Source organism: Synechococcus sp. NOUM97013 (assembly GCF_014279815.1).
Classification (GTDB): domain Bacteria; phylum Cyanobacteriota; class Cyanobacteriia; order PCC-6307; family Cyanobiaceae; genus Synechococcus_C.
This window is the reverse complement of record NZ_CP047941.1, coordinates 2,428,150-2,448,878: the sequence shown is the minus strand read 5'-3', so window position 1 is coordinate 2,448,878 and position 20,729 is coordinate 2,428,150. Positions and strand designations below refer to the sequence as shown.

Here is a 20,729-nt window from a genome sequence, read left to right as displayed (position 1 = left end):
AATATAATTACAGGATAGCTGCCACAGCAGTTATGTCATCAAATTGAGCTGCTTCACCAATATGCTCATCAAGTTCATGGACAAGAGTATCAGTGATTGTTTTGGCTTTTAGATTCGAGTCACTTTTTTTGAGTTTTAAAATTAGCTGCATCAACCTTTCGTGTCCGTAAGAAATATCCTCGGTGTTCCGAGCATCGACAACTCCGTCGGAGTAGCCCACTAGTATTGAACCAGTATCATATTTAGTGGTTCCAATTGAATAATCTGTGTCTGGAAATAAACCAATCGCTGGCCCAGAATATTCAAATTCGTAGCTGTCTCCTTTCGAGCTCAGGAGGATAGGTGGTTCATGGCCTGCTAGTACGTAATCAAGTTGTTTGAGATCCCTATTGATACAGGCTAAAAATACAGTGGCAAACATAGTAGTAGCAGCATGTTTCGTGCTCATATAATTATTGACGCTCTCTATGACTTGATCCAGTGGCTCTGTCGTTTCGGGATTTTGAATGCAGAGTGACTCTGCAGAATATCGAATGAGGCTTCGAAACACAGACATAAAGAGTGCTGCACCCACTCCTTTATCACAAACATCTGCGACAACAATATAGGTCTTACTGTTAACCTCAAATATATCGTACCAATCTCCACCTGCATTGTATGCAGGGCGCATAAAGAGACTGACATCAGGTTCTTCAGCACATTCGTCACGAACTCCAAGAAAGCATTGCTGGATTTCACCAGCTGTACTCAATTGCTGTTGTGCAATATTGTTGAGCTCCTCGATTTGCTCCTTACTAGCCTCAATGACTGCTGTTCTCTCGTTGACTTTGCTCGCAAGTTCACTAACTTCACATATGGGTGAAAGTTGTAGATAAATATCCTCATCATTAGCAGCTCTTTCCTTTTTGATGCTAGCGCTTGCATGCTTGCTTTTTGGTTTTAGGACAGAAACGAATTCTCTTTGTATTGTGATTGATATAACAACACTAATAACGATTCCGATCACAAGGCTGATGATCAATATATTTAGCATGCTGCGGTAAAAACTAATGAGAGCATTAAAACTCGGTAGAGCGCGCTGAATGATTGTGACAGCTTCATTTTCGTTGTAGAGTCTTACTTTCCAATAGCTCATCTCAATTTTTTTAAGTAGCCGTGCTTTGTCATCACTTGGAGGCATCAACAACCTAATTTTGTTCGGTGGCTCTGCTAGTTCAGCAGCAAGCCTCGAGAGTGGTGTGCGAACCGATGAAGGCTTATAAGATTCCATAATTGAATCGATATCTTGATTGTTTGTCGTTACGACTTGACCTGGAGAATTTAAATTCTCCCAACGGAAAAATACATTTTGCGACTCCATATACTGAATAATTTTTTCTTGCTCCTCTTGTGAGCTGCTTAGGCTCAATGTGTCGAAAATGTATGCAGCTTGGTCGCGAAAGAATATTGAAAGATTTTTAGCCTGCATTGTATTGACATTATTAAAGAGTGCAGAAGCTGTGAATAATGAAATAAACACAATCAGGCTGTAAACGGTTGAAAGTGTTAAGGCCTGAATAGAGACTTGCGCTCTTTTGGATTTCCGTTGATTTTTAAATAAGGAAATAGCTGAATAAGCAATGAATGCAATCAATATATTGACGACACCATTCAACAGTGCTTTTTCTGCCAGTGTAAAGGCTTCATTGTGGGTTAGTCCAACCAGAAAGTAGTGAGACAGATAATGTAAAGGGGCTCCTATTGCCAGCCAAAATAGAAAACCAATAATAATAATATGACCTTTTTCTAGTAAGCGATTTCCATGGCGACTATTGATGCATAGTGTTAGAACTAATATCTCAATCATGTAGATAATGAATGAGTAATAACGTCCTAGAAAATCTATATTCATTAAACCTGCAGGGATTGCCACCGCGAATCCCCACCAGCCTCTGGCGACGAAGAGGATAAAAAGTCCGATACTCATCCCAAGCGTCAAACTCGTATTGACGTACAGCTCGTATGGGTGCAGATTGGCGAAAGCACCTAGACAGCCCGCCACAACGACGAGCCAATACTTTTGGCGCACGGACGGGGTGGTGTTAAAGAGCATTTCCCGTGTCTTTATCTACAGCTTAGGAATAAATGCCTGAACAAGCTTGTTTGATTTCCCCCTGAAATATTAATTTGCTGACATGGACGTTTTTAAATCACCAATAATGAATTAATTAGTCTTTTATGAATTTTCGGGCTTTAATTTTTGCATCCTCAGAGAATTAAATAATGCTGGCTCCAAGTGTAATCCTGCAACTCATTATGGCTAACCATTGATTGCGTACTTTCAAAAAATTAAAATATGACCTTTGCTATTGCTGACTGACTGGCTGGCTTTAACGACTAATTTGTTGGCATTGTCAAGCAATCAATTTAAATCGATTATTTTAAGTTGTTCAGCAACTCATTTTTAGTTGATATACGTTTTTGTTGTCTCTCCACTCGTATGTGGCCTTGTCCACTGATTGCTCAATCAGAAAAATTCCGAGCCCGCCAATCTGTCGTTCGGCTACTGGCTGCTCGGTATCAATTGGTGATCGATTGTAAAAGTTTGGATTGAATTGAACACCATTGTCTTTGGTCTGTAAGATCAGCCATGGCTTAGAGTCAATGGTTTTGATACTCAAAGACACTTCTAGCCTGGCGAAGTCACCTTCCTGATCAGTTGCATTATTTGCATATCGAATAATGTTAGAAATTAATTCCTCATATGCCAGCCTCAATTTGTAGGCACGTGATTCATCGAGTGGAGAATGCTTGATCTGATCAGTTGCGAAATCAGTAAAATTATCCCAAAATTCCATTGATGCTGGTGCTTCATATTTCTCTGGCTTTTGTTTGTTTATCGTGTTATCCATATCATTTAATTTCACCCTCTGCGCCCACCATGACAACTGCTTGAGCCAGTCCGGTTTTTGTGATGGTGTCTCGAATTACTGTTGAAGCTCCGATGACATACAGACTTGAGCTATGAGGCATTTTTTGTTTTGCAAAAACAAGAGCTCTGAGTCCTGCGCTACTCATGAAGCCAACCTCTGCAAGCTCCAGACGTAATTGACTAAGAGTATGTAAATCAAGTGCGGTCAGCTCTTGTAAAAGATCTGGGGCTGTTTTTGTATCAACTTCACCACTCAGAGTCATGGTCACGTAATTCTCAGCTTTGGTGACATTAATTGCAAGTGTCATGGTTGAAAATCCTGAAATTGCTTGATGGTTTTTTTGAGATTACGTCTCGGATCGAGACGCAGAAAAAATAACGACGGATCTTTCACCGACTAGGATGCCTTGATCTCTGAATGGCGAGGACTTATTAATCATGGGAGTTTTGCTGTCCCCAGTATTGAAATTTAAATGCCATTCATAGCCATTGGGTAATGAGGGTAAATCAAACCATGTCGCATAGTGAGCGGTGTTTGTGGCAACATAAACAGTGTCAGTGTCATCATTTTCTGATTTGTCGCAGCTCATAAGCCATGCAAGTTGTTTTGAATCATCAGACCAATTGACCTGCCAAGGCGATGTGCCATGGAAGCTACAGCTTGGAAAGTATTTACTTCCATGATGGGTAAAGTCGTTGATGCGCAAGCATGGATGCACATGCCTGAAGCGAATTAGTTTTTGTGTGAATTCAAAAAGCAAGTGATTGCTTTCTAATAAATTCCAGTCAACCCATGTGAGTGGTGAATCAATGCAGTAAGCGTTGTTATTTCCTTGTTGTGATCTTCCAAATTCATCCCCCATGAGTAACATGGGTGTTCCTCTACTTGTCATCAGCATGCTGAGAGCATTCATGCATTGTTTGCTTCGCAGTGAGAGGATATTGCTGTCATCTGTCCAACCTTCAGCGCCACAATTCCAGCTGTAATTGTCATTCCCACCATCTTGATTATTTTCTCCATTTGCTTCATTATGCTTTCCATTAAAGGAAACTAAGTCTGCCAAAGTAAATCCATCGTGGCAGGTAATGAAATTAATCGATGTCGCCGGTGACCGACCGTTCCATTGATAGAGATCAGGGGATCCTTGAACTCTTTGAGCCATTTCACCCAGTTGGCCGTCATCACCTTTTAAATAGCGTCTTAGGGTGTCTCTATATTTTCCATTCCACTCAGACCATCGTCCAAATGCAGGAAATGTACCGACCTGATATAAGCCACCAGCATCCCAGGCTTCTGCAATTAATTTGCACGACGATAAAATTGGGTCAAAGGCGAGCGATTCTAGTAGCGGTGGATTACTGAGGGGTGCACCCCACGGATCGCGTCCTAATATACTTGCCAAGTCAAACCTGAATCCGTCGATATGGTATTCAGATGTCCAATATCTTAGGCAATCAAGAACTAAATTTCTTACGACTGGGTTGTTGCAGTTAAGAGTATTACCTGTTCCGCTAAAATTAAAATAATATCCTTCTGGCGTTAGCATGTAGTATATTTTGTTGTCTAACCCTTTGAAAGAGATTGTCGGACCTCGCTCGTTCCCCTCGGCCGTGTGATTAAAAACAACATCAAGAATGACCTCAATACCCGCTTGATGGAGCTTTTTCACTAACTGCTTGAATTCATCAACTTGCATACCAAAACGTCCTGACTCTGCGAGTCCGGCTTTGGGAGCAAAGAATCCAACCGTGCTATAGCCCCAGTAGTTGTACAGCCGTTCTCCGGTATCTGGATGAATTCTCGAATTTTCAAATTCGTCAAATTCGAAAATTGGCATTAATTCAACAGCGTTAATGCCCAGTGATTTGAGATAGGGGATTTTTTCTACAATACCTGCATAGGTACCTCTAAATTTATTCTTGGAAGATTCACTTTTGGTAAATGATCGTACGTGAAGCTCATAAATTATAAGATCAGCATCATTTATTTCAAGCGGATGATCACTCTCCCAGTCAAAGTCATCAAATGCAATACGCGATCGATACTGGTATGGATTGTCCCAATGGGGCTCTTCTCCCCACCGATCTCTTCCTGAAATGACTTTTGCATATGGATCCATTAAGATTTTTTCTGGATCAAACCTATAGCCATCTTGTGGTGCATTGGGGCCATCTATTCTGAAGCCATATTCAATATCTTCATCGTCAAGATCATAGATAATAATCGAGTAAACATCACCAATTCGATAGTGATCGGGGATTTTGATTTCAGTCAGACATGTGTTGCTTTCTCGACTGAAAAGTACCAATGTACAGGCCGTTCCTGCAGAAGTATAGATTGAGAAATTTAGGCCACCTGGAACGTGAGAAACACCGAAGGGCAAAGGTTTTCCTGGCCTGGTCCGAAAACCTTGAAGCGTATCAGTCGGTAGATTGTCAATTCTTTCGTGATTCATCTCTCTTAGGCTCCAGGAATTGCCTCAAGTGACTCGTAGACGGTGAAAAACTGATAAAAACCAGTCACTTTCATCGTGTCAGCAATCCCCTCTCCTAGGCCGATCAGAGCCAGATCGAGATTAAGCTCTTTTGTTTTTCGTTGAAGAGTTAAGAGTGTACGTAAGCCAGCACTCGACATGAATGGCACGTCTGTGAGTTCTAGAGCAACGGGTTGGTTAGTCTTAAGCTCTGAATCGATGAAATCTCTAAGTTTGACCACTGTTTTTGAGTCAATTTGCCCACTAACCTTGATCACTTGCCAGTTTTTAAACGTTTCAGTTTGAATATCCATGATTAGATCCTCCTCACTTTGTGCTGATTGTGACTTTGACTTTTAGTCGATGATCGGCCTCGGGAAGCTTAATCGTCATTGACTGTGAATCATAATCTGTATGTTCTTGTCCATCAATTTCGCATTTACCGATATACAGAGAACCTTTAGGAAGGATGTCCGGTTCTACCCTTAGTAATCTGTCTTTGAAGCCATTAGGCATTGGCTTGAAGTAAAGATCAAGTGGTCGTTTTTTGATCATTAGATCGATATAGACTGTTGAAAGGAAACACAGTTCAGTTGAGTGATAAGCACTCATCGAATGACTCCCTTTATACCTTTCTGTTCCAACTAAGTACGGAACACCGTTCGCAAGTACATTAAAGTAGACGCCCCCATCGTTATTGTCTAAGAAAAAAGCGTTATAGAAAGCTGCGGACTCTTCCGCATACTTTTTATAATCTTGATTCTCTGGCATATGTCCTTGCAGTATTAAGTAAGCAAGAATTCCTTGCTCTTGTTGCCACCATGCTTTGCGATCATGCCATGCATAACGGTGATACTTTTCGTTTTCTCCAAGTACTCTTTCAACAACGTCGTACCATCCAAACCTTTGAGCGTCGTAACCCACCTTAGGCATTAAAGACGCTATTTTTTGTGCGATCTCAACATACTTGTCTTTGCCCATTTCGGCATAAAACCTCATTAAATTCCAGGCTATTTTGAGGTTGTGCCCAACAACCGCGCGATTCTGTTGCCATCCCCATGTTTGGTCTTTGCTCCAATCGTCGAAGAATTTTTCCTGGACAAAGGGACTTTCGTCGTAGTCTGGGAAATGACTCGTAATCGTATCGAATGTATCCTCGAGCATCGTCTTGTATCGCTCTTCGCCAGTCGCCAGCCATAAATTGATGAGATACGCGGGCGCATGGTCACCAACGGAGTTCCAGTTCTTTTTCGCCTGATTGCGGCCTAAGCTTTTATCGTGCGCACTGAGTGTTACAGCATGAATATGCGAGTAATATCCACCTTTTTCTTTGTCTTTAAAACATTCGTCGAACAAATCAACGGTTTTTTCAGCATCTCGGAGAATTTGTGGATCTCCAGTGATTCGATAGGTTTGAACTGGACCAGCTAAAGCATAGATTTGTTCGTAAGCCGGAATGCAGTCATAGTCATCACCGAATTCTGAAACTAATAACTTTTGCTCTTCACCGCCACTGCTGACTTTCTGACCGTGATACCAGTAGATTAAACCTGTATCAGTGTCCGTGAAGCGCATCTTGTCTCGTAAATATTCGGTTCCTTTTTCAGCTGCATCTAAATATAAATCTTTTCCAGTCAACATATATGCGCATGCCATGCCGTAAACCATCCTGGAAATTGTGTCTGTTTCCTGGAGATAGTCCTCTTCTTCTTTCCCCCCTGTCAGGTTAATGATTGTTCGATAGTTATTGTAATCAATATCCTGTTCTGGAGCATTGAATTGCCACTCACAATAGGATGATGCGATTTGATCGATTTGTTTGATCCACCAGCCTTGCTCATCGGCATAGCGATACTCATCCCTTGCATCACCTGCAAAGATGATGTAATTCACTTCAAATTTGACTTTGTCTTCTGGGAAGAAAGTTCCATAGACAAAGATCATTTGCCCTGGAACTAAGAGCTTGTCTAGTTGACCTGATCGATCAGGCCAGCTTTCACCTAAGTTTTGGCTTAATTTCGCGTACGAATTACCTGTGAGCTTTGCCTCAAATTCTCTTCCATCTGAAGTTTTAATTCCGATGAGTTTTTCATTCTCGTTGTACGAGGTGACGTACCCAGAGATCAGATCAGAGAAAGTGAAGGAAAGGTCGTTCATTGTTTGAGAGTGAATGTGGCTTTAGACTTCTCGTCGAAAATCAGATCGCTTCAATAGCATCCTTAAAAGCTTTTACGAAAACATCAACGCAGCCTGGATGTTTTCCTGTAATCAATAATCCTTGTTGATGTAACTCAACATTGGTCCCAGACGTATTAATTATTTTTCCACCGGCGTTTTCGACATCGCAGACAATATTATGTGCGCATGTCACTTCTCTTCCTTTAATTAGTCTCGGATCTGCACAAAATAGCCAAAGCGAATGGCAGATGGTCCCAATTGCTATTGATCCTTGATCCATCATCTCAACTGCTTTGCGTAGCAGAACAACAGCAGGTGCTTGATTGACTGCTTTGCACTTTTCTTCGTAGCGCAGTCGATCCATGGCATATCCACCAATGAGAATCAGACCTTTGTAGTTACTTAAATTGGTCTTGCTAACGCATTGCGTAACCTCGACTTTGCTCGTTTTGTCGTTCCCTTCAAACGTTAATGAATCATTTCCCCATAGGTACGAAGCATATTCAACTTCGATGCCATTGCTTGGGAAGAAGTCATTGAAGACATTAAACTCAGTTTCGTCATAATGCTCTTCAATTAGCACTAGAACTTTGTGGGTCAATTTAATGCTCCAAATGACCAAGCCAATTCAACATTAGCGATAGACTCTGCTGGCGACTTGTTTGCAAAAAAAATTAATAGACACTTCTGGCATGGTCTCTTTGTGTTGACGTTGATACAGTTTTCTTTTTTATTCGTTCAAATCTAAAAATAAGTAGAGGAGCCTTGCCTCTACCTCTTGCTTGTGTCTAACGCTTCGGTAATTGCCATGATTGCGAGAATACAATTGTCTTTAAGCGTACTCTCACGTTTGCCAGGTGATTTTTAATGTGCTACTTGTGCAACTCGTCTATTCTTGGTAGTTCCACGCGACTCTTTACGATGTCTTCTTTACATGTGATGTCTTTATCCTCTTAATTTGACAGCTTGATTTGTTTTGAATCATTGTAACTGTCAGAGCATTCCCGCGCCTTCTCTATCTTTTCACCCATTTGCTTTGAACAATGAATCTTCAATTTTCAACATCTGGGCTTGATCAGACCACGCGTGGTCTGTTCATCACTGAGCGTGAATTTCGAGAGGAGGTGATCTACTTTCTTATCGTCGATCGCTTTTATGACGCTACCAGCGATGAAGAGGAGAGACAAGGAGTCTGGGACCGAGGTTCAAAACAGGGCTTATATGACAAGACTTGGACGCAATGGGGAAAATATTGGGGTGGAAATCTTAAGGGAATTATCGAAAAAATTCCATATCTTAAACAGCTTGGAATTACAGCAGTCTGGCTTTCACCTCTGTTTGAGCAGGTTGACGATATGCAATTTGACCGTGCACCAATGCATGGTTATTGGACAAAAGACTTCAAGCGAATTAATCCTAGATTCTTGCCTACTGATGAGCCTAATAGTCTTCATAATTCCTCTACATTATGTCAACTTGTTGATGCTCTTCATGCCAATGACATTAAGCTTGTTCTTGATGTCGTTTGTAACCACAGCTCACCTGATGTGAACGGATCCAAGGGTATTGTGTTTGATGATGGTAATCTTTTGTGCGATTTTAATAATGACGTTAGTGGATTTTATCACCATAACGCTGAGATTACCGATTGGGAGGATGAGTATCAATTGATCAATGGCGAGATGTGCGGACTTGCCACCTTTAATGAGCGCAACCCGGAATACAGGAAATATATTAAATCTGCAATTATTGAATGGCTTGATTTGGGCGTTGACGCATTGCGTATTGATACTATCAAGCACATGCCTATCTGGTTTTGGCAGGAATTTACAGCTGATATGAAGGCTTACAAGCCAGAGTTGTTTTTGTTCGGCGAATATGGTTTCGGAAAGCCTTGGGAGCAGAGAACTGTGGATTATGCCAATCAATCAGGAATGTCAATTCTTGATTTTGGCTTATGTGATGCGATTCGATTTGCTTTTTCTGGTCAAGAGCCAGGTGGTTTCCAGTTAATAGAAACTTTGTTGACGTATGACCATGTCTATCACAGAGCGAACGAGCTTGTGACGTTTATTGATAACCATGATATGCCTCGATTTTTGTCTGTCTGTGATGATGAGCGCTCATTAGAACAAGCTTTGATATTGCTCTTCTGTCTTCGCGGAGTTCCCTGTATTTTTTATGGTACAGAGCAATATCTTGTCAATCAAACAGATGGCGGGGGTGATCCATATAACAGACCTATGATGGAATCGTGGGACATTACAAGTTCAGGCTTTTCTCTGATTCAGAAATTAATCTCTACACGAAGAAGCAATCAAGCTCTTACTTTTGGGTCACATCGCCAGTTGTATTTATCTGAGAATATTTACGCATTTCTTCGTTCTTATCGTGACTCATTTGCTTTATGTGTATTGAATAAAGGCCCGCAGACTAATATTGTCTTGGATTTGCCTGGCCCTCTTCGTTCCAAGCAATTGTCTTGTATTTTAACGAATGAGCAACTCTTTGCTGTGGATGGAAAAATCCATCTCAACGTCCCAAGCGCTGGTGCCTATCTTTTCAGTTCCGCGGGGCAACGTGTCGACGGTACTCTCGTGGTGACCTTTCAGCTCAATGGATTGGAGACGTTACCTGGCCAGTCTGTGATTTTGTTAGGTGATTGTCCTGAACTTGGAATCTGGGATCTTGATTGCGGCTATGGAATGGAATATGTCAATCAGAACACTTGGATTTGTGAAGTCGCCTTTAACGCCAGTGTTGGCCAGCAAATCCAATTCAAGTTTGTATTGATTGGTGATTCGGTTGATCCTGCTTATGAAGCTATCCTCCCTAGGCGCTTTTTGCTGGGATCGTCCGGACGACAAAAAGTTGACGCTCTTTGGTCTTTTCGTTAATGCATGGTGTCAATCTTCTTGTTTTCAAGCTGCGACATTGATACGAGAGTGTTGCATGACTTTTGTTCTGATCTTACACTTTTGGGATGACTAAGCTGCAACCAAAAGAACGTCATCGTTTTCTAGATAGCCTCTTCTCACGGCTGCATGTTTCCTCAATTCGAGATCAACTGACAGTAGGTATTGCTGTTGCATTAGTGCCTACGTTGGGAATTGGCTTTGTACTTGTTCATCAGCTTGTCCTTGCTCGAATTTATAAAGCTGGTCAGAGACGCCTGCAGGCTGAAGCTGAGCTGATATCTTATGGCCTTAAAGAATGGGGAACTGGAGTTTCTTTTTCTTTAAACTATTTGTCTCAGGCTCCCGCACTTCGTCAAGCACGTGCCGAAGATATTCAAGCTAGCTTTGATCGTCTGAATGTTTCAGAACCAGGGCGGCTTTGGCGTTTTTGGACCGCAAGCTCATTGGCGCCTCAACTTCTTGCCTATACCGGCACGATTAGTCCTCCACAAAAGCTTGCATCTGAAGCCAATCAGTTGAATCGTTTTTATTTTCAGGCTGCATTACGAGGCTATCCGACTTATCAGAGCGTGATGTCTCGCACGACTGATCAGGGGTGTTTAAATATTGCTCAGCCGGTTTTTAAGAAAGGCACTCTACAGAAAGATATAAATGTAGTCGCACCTGTTCAAGATCTTATCGATCAAACAGCTGTGATGTCGGTTCCTGTTCGGAATGATCTTTCTGGCATCCTTGTGATGTGCATTCCACTTGAAAAGCTTGCCGCAGACACTGGACTCTATGAATTATTTACAGATCAACGTCTTGCACTTTTATCCGGCGAATCACAACAGAATGATTTTCTAAATGATCCCGATGGAGTTGAAAGTGCTTTGATCTTAGTTAGCAATACTACAGGTCAACTTCTTTTTCCAGGAGATAGGTCTCAGCCACTGTCAATTCCTGATATTGAAGACATTAAATCCTCTAAATATGCAAGCCTTTATCCCGTCATTGCAACCGCAATGAGAGGGAAGGATGTATTTCAATCGATCGGTATTGAAGACGACCGATATCTTGTCCTCACTTCTCAAGTTGATTCAGCTTGGTCAATCGTTCTTCTCCTTAATGAGAATCGTTACTTGACTGCCATGCGCAATTTGGGGATTATTCTCTTGTCAATTGGCCTTACGAGTATTCTGCTTGCGTTTTTGATTGTTAGATCTAGGGCCTGTGCTATCACCTCTCCTATTTCATTAGCTGGCCAAGCATTGCATCGCATTAGTGACGGTGATTTTGATGTTGAGCTTCCGATTACTGCCAATGACGAGATGGGTGGCCTCTTTCGCGATATTCAAAGTGCAGCTAATCGGCTCAAAGTTTTTCTGGCTCAAGCAACCTCTTTTGCCGTCACCGAAACGCAGTTGGATACCGCCAAGGCTATCCAGGCTGACTTCCTATTGACTGATCTCCCCAAATCATCTCACTACCAGGTTGAAGCTTTCTCACGTCCTGCGTTGACCATCGGCGCGGATTGGTACGACATGGTTCAAGCGGGTCAGCATGTTTTTCTTGTTGTTGCTGATGTTTGCGATAAAGGCGTCCCATCTGCATTGTATATGTCAGTTTTTCGGAGCTTGATTCGTTCCAAATTGTTAGACCTCTCGGTTCGTCTTAATGAAGGTGAATCTATGCATGGTGTTTGCCACGCTCAAGCTGATCAAATCGCTTCCGAGTGCATTCGTCTGGCGATTGAGCAAACTAATAGCTATATGGCTTCGAATCAGAATTCCTCAATGATGTTTGCCACCGTATTTATCTCTGCGATCAATACGACGACGGGCTATGTTTCTTATATTGGTGCCGGTCATGAACCACCTCTTTTGATTGGTTCTTCTGGCTTATCCAAGTTAGATGCGACTGGTGGTCCAGCCATTGGATTGTTTGATGGTGCTCAATACTCTTTATCGTCTTTACAGTTGCAGCCACGTGATTCATTAGTGATTTATAGCGATGGTCTTGTGGATGCTCGTGGTCCTTCCAACGAGGGTTGGGGCCTCGAGAGGCTTCTGAAGCTATTGATGAAGAGTGCTGATTTCAGTCCTTCAGATTTAATGAATTCTATTCTCAGTGACGTAGACGACTTCAAGGGCGATGAAGAACAATTTGACGATTTGACTGTCATGGTTTGGAAATGGAACGGTCCATAACCATTCGTTGATAGGAGTTTGTTTGCTGCCTTACTTTTGTATGAATGGTCTCTTTACTATCTTGCAAGCATTTTTGTTGCCTCGGATCTCTACACTAAGTTGCGTGCCTAGTTTGCTGCTGCTGAGATTGACTAGTGCGAGTCCTATTCCTGCTTCTAATGTTGGGGACCACCCTCCACTGGTAATCGTTCCGACAACTTTGCCGTTTGCATCTTGAACTTTGTATCCCTTGCGGGGTATTGCTTTCTCTTCCATTTTGATGCATCTTAGTTTTCGGTTGGTGTTGTTTTGGGCTTGCTGCTCGAGCTGTTTACGTCCGATAAAATCTCTTGGAATTTCTAGATGGACTAGCCACCCCAGGCCAACTTCAATTGGTGTTGTTTCCTCTGTCATATCGTTTCCATAGAGATGCATTGCCGCCTCAAGTCTGAGAGTGTCGCGTGCACCCAAGCCGCAAAGCTGTATTCCACGTTCGCAGCATTGATCCCAAAAAAGCCCACCAGCTTCCGTATTGAAAAGCAATTCAAACCCGTCTTCACCTGTGTAACCAGTCCTGCTTATCATCACTTCCCCAAAATCTCGCGTATCGAATGTGCGATGCCCAAATGGGGGCATTTCATGTAGATCTAATTCGGTTATTTCTTTCAATCTGTCTTCTGCTTCCGGCCCTTGAAGTGCCAGTAGAACACCATCTCCCTTTTTATCGGTGATGTTTATTTCAAAGGCTTTGACGCCATTCTTGATCCATTCAGCATCTTTTTCGGCTCTTGCGGCATTGATGACAATAAACATTTCTTCTTTATCGATGTCTTCGTTCCATCCATTGTCGTAGACAATCAAGTCATCAATGATTCCGCCATGTTCATTGGTTAAAACTGAGTAACAGGCTTGTCCTTTCCCGATTCGGAAGAGGTCAGTGGGAACCAATCCTTGGAGTGCTTCTTTTGCTTGCCTTCCGCTAAGGCTTAAAATGCCCATGTGCGAAATATCAAATAGCCCACAGCGTTCGCGTACTGATTTGTGTTCTTGCAGAACTCCATCAAACTGCAGTGGCATGTCCCACCCAGCGAAATCAACCATCTTTGCGTTGGCTTCTAGGCAGCGGCTATGGAGAGGTGTTTTGAGATTGCCCATGGTGCATTTGCTGCCTTGATCGTGATCCTATGAACGCACCTCCGTTTTTCGTCGGAAGTGGAAGCAAAGCCGCAGATTGCGCCATGAATGTCGCCCGCTTTGGCAAGCGTCCTTAGCTTGAGCTTCACTTCAGTTCTTGCTTCTGTCTCAGACCACCTGCCAGTCCTGCCTTCATTGCGTTGCCGCCGGTTCAGGCTCGTCTGGTGGTTGGTGTCGTCTACGGCGTTTGCATGTGCACCCAGAGTTGGCCCGCATTCTGTTTTGCCATCACTGGACGGCCCGCGCTCCGGTGCTTCCCCCTCTGGTTTCCGTTGATCAGGCCTTGATCAGCGGTGATCGCCAGTTGGATCTTGGAGCCTCCGTCGAGGCCGCTCATTCTCAGGACACGCCAGTGCGGGTTTTGTAGTACCACGAGCAAGTGTTGAGATGACGTCAGAACGTTGACGCGTTGGCAACAATGGGAATGTCCTGTTGCTGTTCGTGTGCCGGTTCCTCAGTCCATGCCGACTGCCGTTCAGCTGATCGCTGAACATCGCAACGTGGAGCAGCTGTTGCTGCCCACAGGAAGCATCCTGTTTGAGCGTGGTGAAACGGCAAGCGCTCTCTACGCCATCCAGCGTGGATTGGTGGAGTTGACCTCTGATGGTCGTGATCGCCTCCGTTATCAGGATGGCGAGGTGTTTTTCTACGAGGATCTTGTGGCGGATGCCGCTCGCCACAGCCGCACCGCCAAGGCCATCACACCGGTGCACGCGTTGCGTCTGGATCGCAAGAGTTTCCTGGAGCTGATCCACACCCATCCCACGCTCGTGCTCACGTTGCTCAGTGGTCAGCACCGGCGGCTGCGGGAGCAGCGTCTGGACGCAACGCACTTCTACTAACCCAGCAGGAGCAGCAAACTCCGCGTCACCTTGGCGGCCAGCACACTGCTGATGCCACTGGGGTCCAACTGAGGTGCCAGCTCCACTACATCTGCTCCGACCAGGTTGTGGTGCTTCAGTTCTTCGATCAGTTCCGCGAAGTGCTGCCAGAGAAATCCCCCCGGTTCGGGTGTGCCGGTTCCTGGCATCACCGCTGGATCAAACCAGTCGAGATCCACCGTGAGATAGAGGGGCTTGCCTCGGAGCGGATGGAGTCGTTGAGCCATCTCCTTGATGGGGGTGAGTCGTCCGCTGGTGTTCAGCTCTGAAAACTCTTGCTTGGTGCCACTGCGAATGGCGATTTGCAGCAGCATCTGGCTGGGTAGCACGTCTAAGCAGCGGCGCATGGCGCAGGCATGGCTGTGCTGGGCCCCCAGCCATTCATCGCGTAAGTCGGCGTGGGCATCCAGCTGCACCATCACTAGATCAGCGTGATGGGCAGCGACGGCAGCGACAGCTCCAGACGTAATCGAGTGTTCGCCTCCCAGCATCAGTGGTTTGAGACCCTCGCTCAATACGCAGGCGGTTGCTTTCTTGACGGCGTCCACCACTGGCTCCGGAGCCCCAATGGGAATCTCCACGGCGCCCAGGTCGGCGTAGGCCATGGCCTCCAGGTCACGATCCAGTTGCGGGCAATAGCTCTCCAGTCCTGTGCTGACCTCCCTAACGGCGGCTGGCCCGAAGCGGGTGCCAGGCCGGAACGATGTGGTGCCGTCGTAGGGCACCCCGAAGAGTCCCACTTGGCAGCCTTTCGGTTCGCGCCGCGCTCCCATGAAGATGGCGCCTTCCTGGTCAAACAGGTTGTTGCGGTCATCCGTCATGGCGTCAGCTCCCGCTCCATGAACACGGGCATGGCCCCAAAGGCGCCCGCCTGCCAACGGGGGCTCCAGATCTCACAGCCCGCCGCTATCGCCGCGGTACGGGCAGGATCAGCATTTCGATAACGCGGTTGTCCCTGCGCTGCGAAGGTCCAGCTCCACCAGCCACTGGGATACATCGGAACCCATCCATAGAGGGGATCGGCATGGTCGAACACCTCCCGCAGCATCCGCACCAGGTCGATGTGCACCTGGCGGAAGGCTTCCGGTGATTCGCTCTGCGTTGCAAACACGCCACCCGGTTTGAGGATGCGTCGGCAGTGCTGGAAGAAGGTGCGGTTGAACAGACCTTCAGCGGGGCCTGTTGGGTCAGAGCCGTCCACGATCACGACGTCGTAGCTGGCATCTGGTGCGGCTGCGGTCCAGGCGACTCCGTCGCCCACGGTGAGGTGAAAGCGGGGGTCGTCCCAGCAGTCGCCGCCGACTGAGCTCAGATGTTCCTGACTGAGCGCCACAACTCGCCCGTCGATCTCCACCATGTCGAGATGCTGCACACCGTGGTGGCGCAGGCATTCGCGTGCGGTGCCGCCATCGCCACCTCCGATCACCAGCACCTTGGCGATGCCTTCAGCACCACAGAGGGCCGGGTGCACCAGGGATTCGTGGTAGTGGCGTTCCTGTCGTTCAGCCGTCATCCAGCAGCCATCGAGCAGTAGCCCTTTGCCGTAGCGCGCGCTTTCGATCACGGTGATGCGCTGGAACTTGCTCTGCTCCTCCACCAGTACGCGACCCTCGAGGCCGTAGCGCACCCCCTGGTGGGGTTCATCAATCCAGCCTGTTGCGGCTGGAGATGGTTGGGTCATGGCTGGACGCTTGGGTTCTCCTCTAGCTAAGACCAGCGTTGGTCGATCTGCTTTGTTGTTCGGCGGCTGTTGTTGGGCGGTTGTTGTTCGGCGCAGACTGGACCCATCCCTGCAGAGCTTCTATGGGCTGGATCCAATCGGCCTTGTCGGTGTTCGCAGACAAGCGGGAGCTGCTGGATCCCGCCTGCTTTGACGACCCCATTGCCGTGCAGGTCGATTGGATGCCGCTGGTGCGCGGAGGCACCAATATCTGCACCCATCGTGCGCAGCTGTGCAAGGGCTTGATGGCTTCGACCCTGACTTTTGCGGTCACGCCGCTGGTGACGTTCGGATGTGGCGCACTCGTGCTGTTGGGTGTTGTGCTCACCGTCGGTCATCTGCTGTTCACGCCCTCAGTCGCTCAGGCTCCGCTGATGGGGTTGGCGCCAATGGTGTTTTCAGTGATGGGGGGATTGTTCTTTTGGCACATGCGTCGTCAGCAGGTTTGCTTCGATCAATCCAAGGGAGTGTTTATGCAGCGGGACCGTGCGACGCCGTTGCGGGAGGTGTATGCCCTGCAGTTGCTGCGGGAGTTTGTGCGTGGCAACGAGGGCTCCTATGACAGCTTTGAGCTCAATCTGGTGTGTCGCGATGGCCGGCGGCTGAATGTGACTGACCACGGTTCGCTTCATGCCATTCGTGACGATGCCCGAACCCTGGCTGCATATCTAGAGGTGCCGATCTGGGATGCAATTGATCTGCGGCTTCCTGAGCATCTGCAGAAGCTCGACGCCAAGCAGCAGCTGCTGGGCATGAATCTGTTCCGCTAGGAGATTGGCCGGAGCGTTGTCATGGTTCAAGATCTCCACATCAATGACCGGCTGGTGATTCCTGCGGCTGAGCTGCAGTGGCGGTTCTCACGGGCTTCTGGTCCAGGCGGGCAGGGGGTGAACACCACCGACTCCCGCGTAGAGCTGCTCTTCGATCTTGAGCAGTCCAAGGCGCTTGGCCCGTTTCGCCAACGGCTGTTGCGGGAACAGCTGGCTTCGCGTCTGCAGAGTGGATGTCTGCGGGTGGTCGCGGCGGAGGAACGCTCGCAGTGGCAGAACCGCCAGCGGGCCTTGGCGCGTCTTGCTGATCTGTTGCGGGAGGGATTGAAATCACCGCCGCCTAAGCGCAAACCCACCCGTCCTGGACGCGGTGCTGTGAAACGACGGCTGGATGCCAAAGGTCGCCGTAGCGAGCTCAAGCGACGCCGACAGGGCCGCCCTTCTCTGGACGATTAGTCATTGCTAAGAGGGCTGGAAGTTTTGGTTAAGGTGGGTTTAACTCAAGTGTGTCGCGGAGGTGGACCGATGAAGCAGAACTCGTCAAGGCCCTGGCACTCCCCAACCGAAGAGCTTGTTGCTCTGATGCGTCTTGAAGAAGGTGCCCGTCGTTGCACGTCGCGAGAGCAGGCGCGGGCCTACATCCGACAGGCCGATCAGGTCAAGCGCCATTTGTGGGGTACCACCGAGGGCACGATCGTCTCCCACGAGTGATGCCTCGCTTGGCGTGATCTCCGACGTTTGCGTTCAGGACTCAGCGCGGATTGCCGCTTTGGCCTGTTGCCAGAGAGCTTCTAGCTCGCGAATGCTTTTCCCCTGAATGTCTCCACCCAGGGCTGCTTCCACTCTGGAAAAGCGATCAAGAAAGCGGTGATTGGTGCCGGCCAATCCGTCTTCAGGGTCGATTTCGCACCACCGGGCCACATTCACGAGCGTGAACAACACATCCCCCAGTTCCTCCTGGGCGTGGGTTCGGTCTCCCGATGCGACTGCCTCCTTGAGCTCATCGAGCTCTTCGTGCACCTTTTCCCACACTCCCGCCATGTCGTCCCATTCGAAGCCGGCTTTGGCTGCTTTTTTTGAAATGGTCATGGCGCCGGCCAACGCGGGCTGACCACGCACCTTGCTGCTGAGTTGACCGCTCAGTGGGCTTGCCGACTTGGCAGCCCCTGTCTGCTGGGCCCGTTCCTGCGCTTTGATCGCTTCCCAGCTCGCGCGGACCGCTGCGCTGTTGTCTGCTGTCCCATCGGCAAACACATGGGGATGGCGACGGATCAGTTTCTCGCTGATGGCGTTGGCAATGGCATCCAGGTTGAAGCGCTGGCCTTCTTTGGCGATCTGGGCGTGCAGCACAACTTGTAGTAACAGGTCCCCCAGTTCCTCCCTCAGCTGCTGGTCATCGCCATGGCGGATCGCGTCGGCCACCTCGTGGGCTTCCTCCAGCACGTAGGGCGTCAACGATGCATGGGTCTGTTCCAGGTCCCATGGGCAGCCGCCATTGGGATCGCGCAGACGAGCCACCACGGCTTCGAGGCGGCGTAACGGATCGGTGGGTTCGGGGACTGGCACGTCGTAGGCCATGGTGATGCCAAGGGTTGTGGCCACCCTCTCACCGTTGGCGACGCCGGCGCCATCGCTTGGGCCATTCGGCTGGCAAAGGATCGCCATCGAGCAGCAAGTGCAGCCACACGCTGCCTTCCAGGCCCAGCAAGGCCCCCCACAGCGCGTGCGGGTGTTGCCGCGCGGCAGCAAGCAGTCCCGGCCATGCCTGGAGGGGGGTCGGGATGGTGGGTTCCACGATCCAAGCCAGTCCGGTCCATGCCAGCCCCAGCAGCAGCAGGATCCAGGCCAGGCGCACCGTCATGCCGATCACAGGACCGTGCGACCACAACGAGCGATGCGGGACCAGCCGCCGGTAGGGCCACCAGATCCAGGCCAGCAGGCCCCAGCGCTTCAACGCACGGGATTGAACGTCAAGATCCGGCGACAGCCAGAGGCCGCCCACCAGAAAGGAGACAGCGGCGATGCTCCCAGTGCTCCAGCCCAGCCACCAGCTGGTGATCATCCAGATTGGAATGCAGAAGGCCGCGGTGGCGCGGTCATGGTCTCGGCCGCAGGCCACGGACGCAGCGATCAACAACAGATCCAGACTGCCGCGATCAGGCAGAATTAGCCCGACGGGCGATTAGCTCAGCGGTAGAGCACCTCCCTTACAAGGAGATTGTCACTGGTTCGATCCCAGTATCGCCCATCAGCCACAGCAAGGCTTTTCAGCCATTCTCAGCCCTTCAGTCGGTGGGCTTTGCTATGGAGATCAGGCTGAGGCTTCATGCTCTCAAGCCGACGTGTGGGGTTGAAGGGTGTGCTCGTCAGAGCAATGATTACTTGGTGGGATGGTTTTGAGCCATGACGTGGTTCAGGATCTTTTCTTTGATGCGAGCGCGATCACGCTCGACGTAAATGGTTTGAAACTGTTTTGGTTTCCCATTGTCAAGAACCTCTTCTATCTCCACTTCGAGTTCAAGAATGAGGTTGATCACAAAGGAGTCCGGGTCGTCACCAAACGTGTCGAATCGGTTCAATGCCTCATCGATTGCCTTGATGAGCTTGGAGGCCTTGGACATTGTCTTGAGCTCATGTGAGTTGACTTTATCCAGCCCTTGTCGCGCTTTTGGTTGTCTGGGCTACAGGCTTGTTGGCTGAATGGTTGGCCTGATTACCTGTTCTTAGCCGGATGTTGAAATGTTCTCAACCTGACTTTCCTAGTGAGTGTTTAAAGTTTTCGCGCGGCTCTATTGGAAATGAAATTACTCATCATTTTCGGTCTATTGGCAGTATGGATGTTGCTTGTTGTGGCGACGGGGCGAGCGGCTCGGGTGAGGCGTAAGATTTTATTTAAAGCAAAGCTGCTGTAATGCGGCTTTTTGATTTTAATGTTATTTGAGTGATCATTTTGATAAGGTCTTTGTCAACCTGCGGTCACCCGTTGCATCGCTTACGTGATCTCGGTGAATGCATCGACTCCGTCCGTCGCAGGAGGCAGTCGCCGCCGAATGACGATTCCAGGTTCGATCAGTGGCTGGTTGCGTTATGGGAACAGAAGTAAATCGATTTTCGACCTCAAGATTTGGGTTGATCGTGATTGGGGAAACCTCTTTATAGGTAGCCGTCCTGGATGCCATCGTCGTGGTGCATCTGAAAAATCCCTCGAACCACTCGGCGAATCCCCTGCCGCCTGAAGCATTTTTCAATTCGTTGTCTTCCAGCTCTGCCTGCATTTCGGTGACATCATTGGCAGAGATGTTGAACCCCGCGTCTTTGGCAATGGCCAGCGTGGTCTCCAGATTGGCGCTGTTCTTGAGCTTGTTCTGAAGGGCTGTGTCCTGTTTCGCTTGGCGCAGAAATGCTTTCAGTTGCTCCGCCGGCATGGGTGGCTCCAGACCTTCTGAGCGGTCACAGCAGCAGAGCGCCACTGAAAGGTTGCGTGCCTCGCCACGCCCTTTGCAGTGTTGATCGGC

At 48.0% G+C, this 20,729-nt stretch carries 21 protein-coding genes and 1 tRNA gene; 8 read left to right on the top strand and 14 right to left on the bottom strand.

Features of this window, described 5'->3' with window-relative positions:
• Nucleotides 1-7: 7 nt before the first annotated feature.
• The 7 genes from SynNOUM97013_RS13105 to SynNOUM97013_RS13075 all read right to left on the bottom strand — a co-directional run bounded on the left by SynNOUM97013_RS13105 (nt 8) and on the right by SynNOUM97013_RS13075 (nt 8,185).
• A complete protein-coding gene (locus tag SynNOUM97013_RS13105; protein WP_186480172.1) occupies nt 8-1,966 on the bottom strand; it encodes a SpoIIE family protein phosphatase in 1,959 nt (652 codons plus the stop codon).
• A 463-nt stretch (nt 1,967-2,429) separates the two neighbouring features.
• On the bottom strand, nt 2,430-2,906 hold the full coding sequence (locus tag SynNOUM97013_RS13100) for an ATP-binding protein (RefSeq protein WP_186480171.1): 477 nt from the start codon (nt 2,904-2,906) through the stop codon (nt 2,430-2,432).
• Nucleotides 2,893-3,219 carry an STAS domain-containing protein gene (locus SynNOUM97013_RS13095; protein WP_186480170.1) on the bottom strand — a complete coding sequence of 109 codons (327 nt, stop codon included), beginning with the start codon at nt 3,217-3,219 and terminating at the stop codon, nt 2,893-2,895. The genes SynNOUM97013_RS13100 and SynNOUM97013_RS13095 overlap by 14 nt, the downstream gene beginning before the upstream one ends.
• Before the next feature lie 39 nt (nt 3,220-3,258).
• Complete coding sequence (glgX, locus tag SynNOUM97013_RS13090; RefSeq protein ID WP_186480169.1) at nt 3,259-5,367, bottom strand: glycogen debranching protein GlgX; 2,109 nt, start codon at nt 5,365-5,367, stop codon at nt 3,259-3,261.
• Nucleotides 5,368-5,372: 5 nt separating this feature from the next.
• Nucleotides 5,373-5,699, bottom strand: coding sequence for an STAS domain-containing protein (locus SynNOUM97013_RS13085; protein ID WP_186480168.1), 327 nt, complete (start codon nt 5,697-5,699; stop codon nt 5,373-5,375).
• 13 nt (nt 5,700-5,712) lie between these two features.
• Nucleotides 5,713-7,542 carry an AGE family epimerase/isomerase gene (locus SynNOUM97013_RS13080; protein ID WP_186480167.1) on the bottom strand — a complete coding sequence of 610 codons (1,830 nt, stop codon included), beginning with the start codon at nt 7,540-7,542 and terminating at the stop codon, nt 5,713-5,715.
• Between the two features lie 40 nt (nt 7,543-7,582).
• Nucleotides 7,583-8,185 carry a DJ-1/PfpI family protein gene (locus SynNOUM97013_RS13075; protein WP_255442817.1) on the bottom strand — a complete coding sequence of 201 codons (603 nt, stop codon included), beginning with the start codon at nt 8,183-8,185 and terminating at the stop codon, nt 7,583-7,585.
• Between the two features lie 421 nt (nt 8,186-8,606).
• On the opposite strand from SynNOUM97013_RS13075, the gene SynNOUM97013_RS13070 reads away from it, so the two are divergent.
• Both SynNOUM97013_RS13070 and SynNOUM97013_RS13065 read left to right on the top strand, forming a co-directional pair.
• On the top strand, nt 8,607-10,460 hold the full coding sequence (locus SynNOUM97013_RS13070) for an alpha-amylase family glycosyl hydrolase (protein ID WP_186480166.1): 1,854 nt from the start codon (nt 8,607-8,609) through the stop codon (nt 10,458-10,460).
• A gap of 86 nt (nt 10,461-10,546) precedes the next feature.
• A complete protein-coding gene (locus SynNOUM97013_RS13065; RefSeq protein ID WP_186480165.1) occupies nt 10,547-12,670 on the top strand; it encodes a PP2C family protein-serine/threonine phosphatase in 2,124 nt (707 codons plus the stop codon).
• Between the two features lie 30 nt (nt 12,671-12,700).
• Here SynNOUM97013_RS13065 and gcvT read toward each other — a convergent pair whose 3' ends face one another.
• Nucleotides 12,701-13,804 (bottom strand): glycine cleavage system aminomethyltransferase GcvT, encoded by a 1,104-nt coding sequence (gene gcvT, locus SynNOUM97013_RS13060; RefSeq protein WP_186480164.1) that lies wholly within the window; start codon nt 13,802-13,804, stop codon nt 12,701-12,703.
• Nucleotides 13,805-13,940: 136 nt separating this feature from the next.
• Here gcvT and SynNOUM97013_RS13055 point away from each other — a divergent pair, with 136 nt between their 5' ends.
• Nucleotides 13,941-14,210 (top strand): metal-binding protein, encoded by a 270-nt coding sequence (locus tag SynNOUM97013_RS13055; protein WP_255442816.1) that lies wholly within the window; start codon nt 13,941-13,943, stop codon nt 14,208-14,210.
• A 94-nt stretch (nt 14,211-14,304) separates the two neighbouring features.
• Nucleotides 14,305-14,685 (top strand): cyclic nucleotide-binding domain-containing protein, encoded by a 381-nt coding sequence (locus tag SynNOUM97013_RS13050; protein WP_186481646.1) that lies wholly within the window; start codon nt 14,305-14,307, stop codon nt 14,683-14,685.
• On the opposite strand, the gene speB is transcribed toward SynNOUM97013_RS13050, so the two are convergent.
• Together speB and speE are read right to left on the bottom strand one after the other, a co-directional pair.
• Entirely contained in the window at nt 14,682-15,545 is an 864-nt protein-coding gene (speB, locus tag SynNOUM97013_RS13045) for an agmatinase (protein WP_186480163.1), read from the bottom strand. The genes SynNOUM97013_RS13050 and speB overlap by 4 nt on opposite strands.
• Nucleotides 15,542-16,405, bottom strand: a complete 864-nt coding sequence (gene speE / locus SynNOUM97013_RS13040; RefSeq protein WP_186480162.1) for a polyamine aminopropyltransferase — start codon at nt 16,403-16,405, stop codon at nt 15,542-15,544. The genes speB and speE overlap by 4 nt, the downstream gene beginning before the upstream one ends.
• A gap of 122 nt (nt 16,406-16,527) precedes the next feature.
• Here speE and SynNOUM97013_RS13035 point away from each other — a divergent pair, with 122 nt between their 5' ends.
• From SynNOUM97013_RS13035 to SynNOUM97013_RS13025, 3 genes are all read left to right on the top strand, one after another.
• Nucleotides 16,528-17,214, top strand: coding sequence for a hypothetical protein (locus SynNOUM97013_RS13035; RefSeq protein ID WP_186480161.1), 687 nt, complete (start codon nt 16,528-16,530; stop codon nt 17,212-17,214).
• A gap of 21 nt (nt 17,215-17,235) precedes the next feature.
• On the top strand, nt 17,236-17,670 hold the full coding sequence (gene arfB, locus SynNOUM97013_RS13030) for an alternative ribosome rescue aminoacyl-tRNA hydrolase ArfB (RefSeq protein WP_186480160.1): 435 nt from the start codon (nt 17,236-17,238) through the stop codon (nt 17,668-17,670).
• A 69-nt stretch (nt 17,671-17,739) separates the two neighbouring features.
• Nucleotides 17,740-17,925: a hypothetical protein gene (locus SynNOUM97013_RS13025; protein WP_186480159.1), complete on the top strand. Its 186-nt coding sequence runs from the start codon at nt 17,740-17,742 to the stop codon at nt 17,923-17,925.
• Nucleotides 17,926-17,958: 33 nt separating this feature from the next.
• On the opposite strand, the gene mazG is transcribed toward SynNOUM97013_RS13025, so the two are convergent.
• The gene (mazG, locus tag SynNOUM97013_RS13020; protein ID WP_255443110.1) at nt 17,959-18,792 is read right to left on the bottom strand and encodes a nucleoside triphosphate pyrophosphohydrolase; all 834 of its coding nucleotides are present in this window, start codon (nt 18,790-18,792) and stop codon (nt 17,959-17,961) included.
• A 28-nt stretch (nt 18,793-18,820) separates the two neighbouring features.
• On the bottom strand, nt 18,821-19,333 hold the full coding sequence (locus SynNOUM97013_RS13015; RefSeq protein ID WP_186481645.1) for a metal-binding protein: 513 nt from the start codon (nt 19,331-19,333) through the stop codon (nt 18,821-18,823).
• A 57-nt stretch (nt 19,334-19,390) separates the two neighbouring features.
• On the opposite strand from SynNOUM97013_RS13015, the gene SynNOUM97013_RS13010 reads away from it, so the two are divergent.
• Nucleotides 19,391-19,462, top strand: a tRNA-Val gene (locus SynNOUM97013_RS13010).
• Nucleotides 19,463-19,592: 130 nt separating this feature from the next.
• On the opposite strand, the gene SynNOUM97013_RS13005 is transcribed toward SynNOUM97013_RS13010, so the two are convergent.
• Both SynNOUM97013_RS13005 and SynNOUM97013_RS13000 read right to left on the bottom strand, forming a co-directional pair.
• Complete coding sequence (locus tag SynNOUM97013_RS13005; protein ID WP_186480157.1) at nt 19,593-19,835, bottom strand: hypothetical protein; 243 nt, start codon at nt 19,833-19,835, stop codon at nt 19,593-19,595.
• Nucleotides 19,836-20,159: 324 nt separating this feature from the next.
• On the bottom strand, nt 20,160-20,639 hold the full coding sequence (locus SynNOUM97013_RS13000) for a Nif11-like leader peptide family natural product precursor (RefSeq protein ID WP_186480156.1): 480 nt from the start codon (nt 20,637-20,639) through the stop codon (nt 20,160-20,162).
• Between the last annotated feature and the right edge of the window lie 90 nt (nt 20,640-20,729).

Coding starts and splice junctions, on each gene's coding strand:
- SynNOUM97013_RS13105 (WP_186480172.1), bottom strand. CDS start 1,966: ATGAGTATCGGACTTTTTATCCTCTTCGTCGCCAGAGGCTGGTGGGGA.
- SynNOUM97013_RS13095 (WP_186480170.1), bottom strand. CDS start 3,219: ATGACACTTGCAATTAATGTCACCAAAGCTGAGAATTACGTGACCATG.
- glgX (WP_186480169.1), bottom strand. CDS start 5,367: ATGAATCACGAAAGAATTGACAATCTACCGACTGATACGCTTCAAGGT.
- SynNOUM97013_RS13085 (WP_186480168.1), bottom strand. CDS start 5,699: ATGGATATTCAAACTGAAACGTTTAAAAACTGGCAAGTGATCAAGGTT.
- SynNOUM97013_RS13080 (WP_186480167.1), bottom strand. CDS start 7,542: ATGAACGACCTTTCCTTCACTTTCTCTGATCTGATCTCTGGGTACGTC.
- SynNOUM97013_RS13070 (WP_186480166.1), top strand. CDS start 8,607: ATGAATCTTCAATTTTCAACATCTGGGCTTGATCAGACCACGCGTGGT.
- SynNOUM97013_RS13065 (WP_186480165.1), top strand. CDS start 10,547: ATGACTAAGCTGCAACCAAAAGAACGTCATCGTTTTCTAGATAGCCTC.
- gcvT (WP_186480164.1), bottom strand. CDS start 13,804: ATGGGCAATCTCAAAACACCTCTCCATAGCCGCTGCCTAGAAGCCAAC.
- SynNOUM97013_RS13050 (WP_186481646.1), top strand. CDS start 14,305: ATGCCGACTGCCGTTCAGCTGATCGCTGAACATCGCAACGTGGAGCAG.
- speB (WP_186480163.1), bottom strand. CDS start 15,545: ATGACGGATGACCGCAACAACCTGTTTGACCAGGAAGGCGCCATCTTC.
- speE (WP_186480162.1), bottom strand. CDS start 16,405: ATGACCCAACCATCTCCAGCCGCAACAGGCTGGATTGATGAACCCCAC.
- SynNOUM97013_RS13035 (WP_186480161.1), top strand. CDS start 16,528: ATGGGCTGGATCCAATCGGCCTTGTCGGTGTTCGCAGACAAGCGGGAG.
- arfB (WP_186480160.1), top strand. CDS start 17,236: ATGGTTCAAGATCTCCACATCAATGACCGGCTGGTGATTCCTGCGGCT.
- SynNOUM97013_RS13025 (WP_186480159.1), top strand. CDS start 17,740: ATGAAGCAGAACTCGTCAAGGCCCTGGCACTCCCCAACCGAAGAGCTT.
- mazG (WP_255443110.1), bottom strand. CDS start 18,792: ATGGCCTACGACGTGCCAGTCCCCGAACCCACCGATCCGTTACGCCGC.
- SynNOUM97013_RS13005 (WP_186480157.1), bottom strand. CDS start 19,835: ATGTCCAAGGCCTCCAAGCTCATCAAGGCAATCGATGAGGCATTGAAC.
- SynNOUM97013_RS13000 (WP_186480156.1), bottom strand. CDS start 20,639: ATGCCGGCGGAGCAACTGAAAGCATTTCTGCGCCAAGCGAAACAGGAC.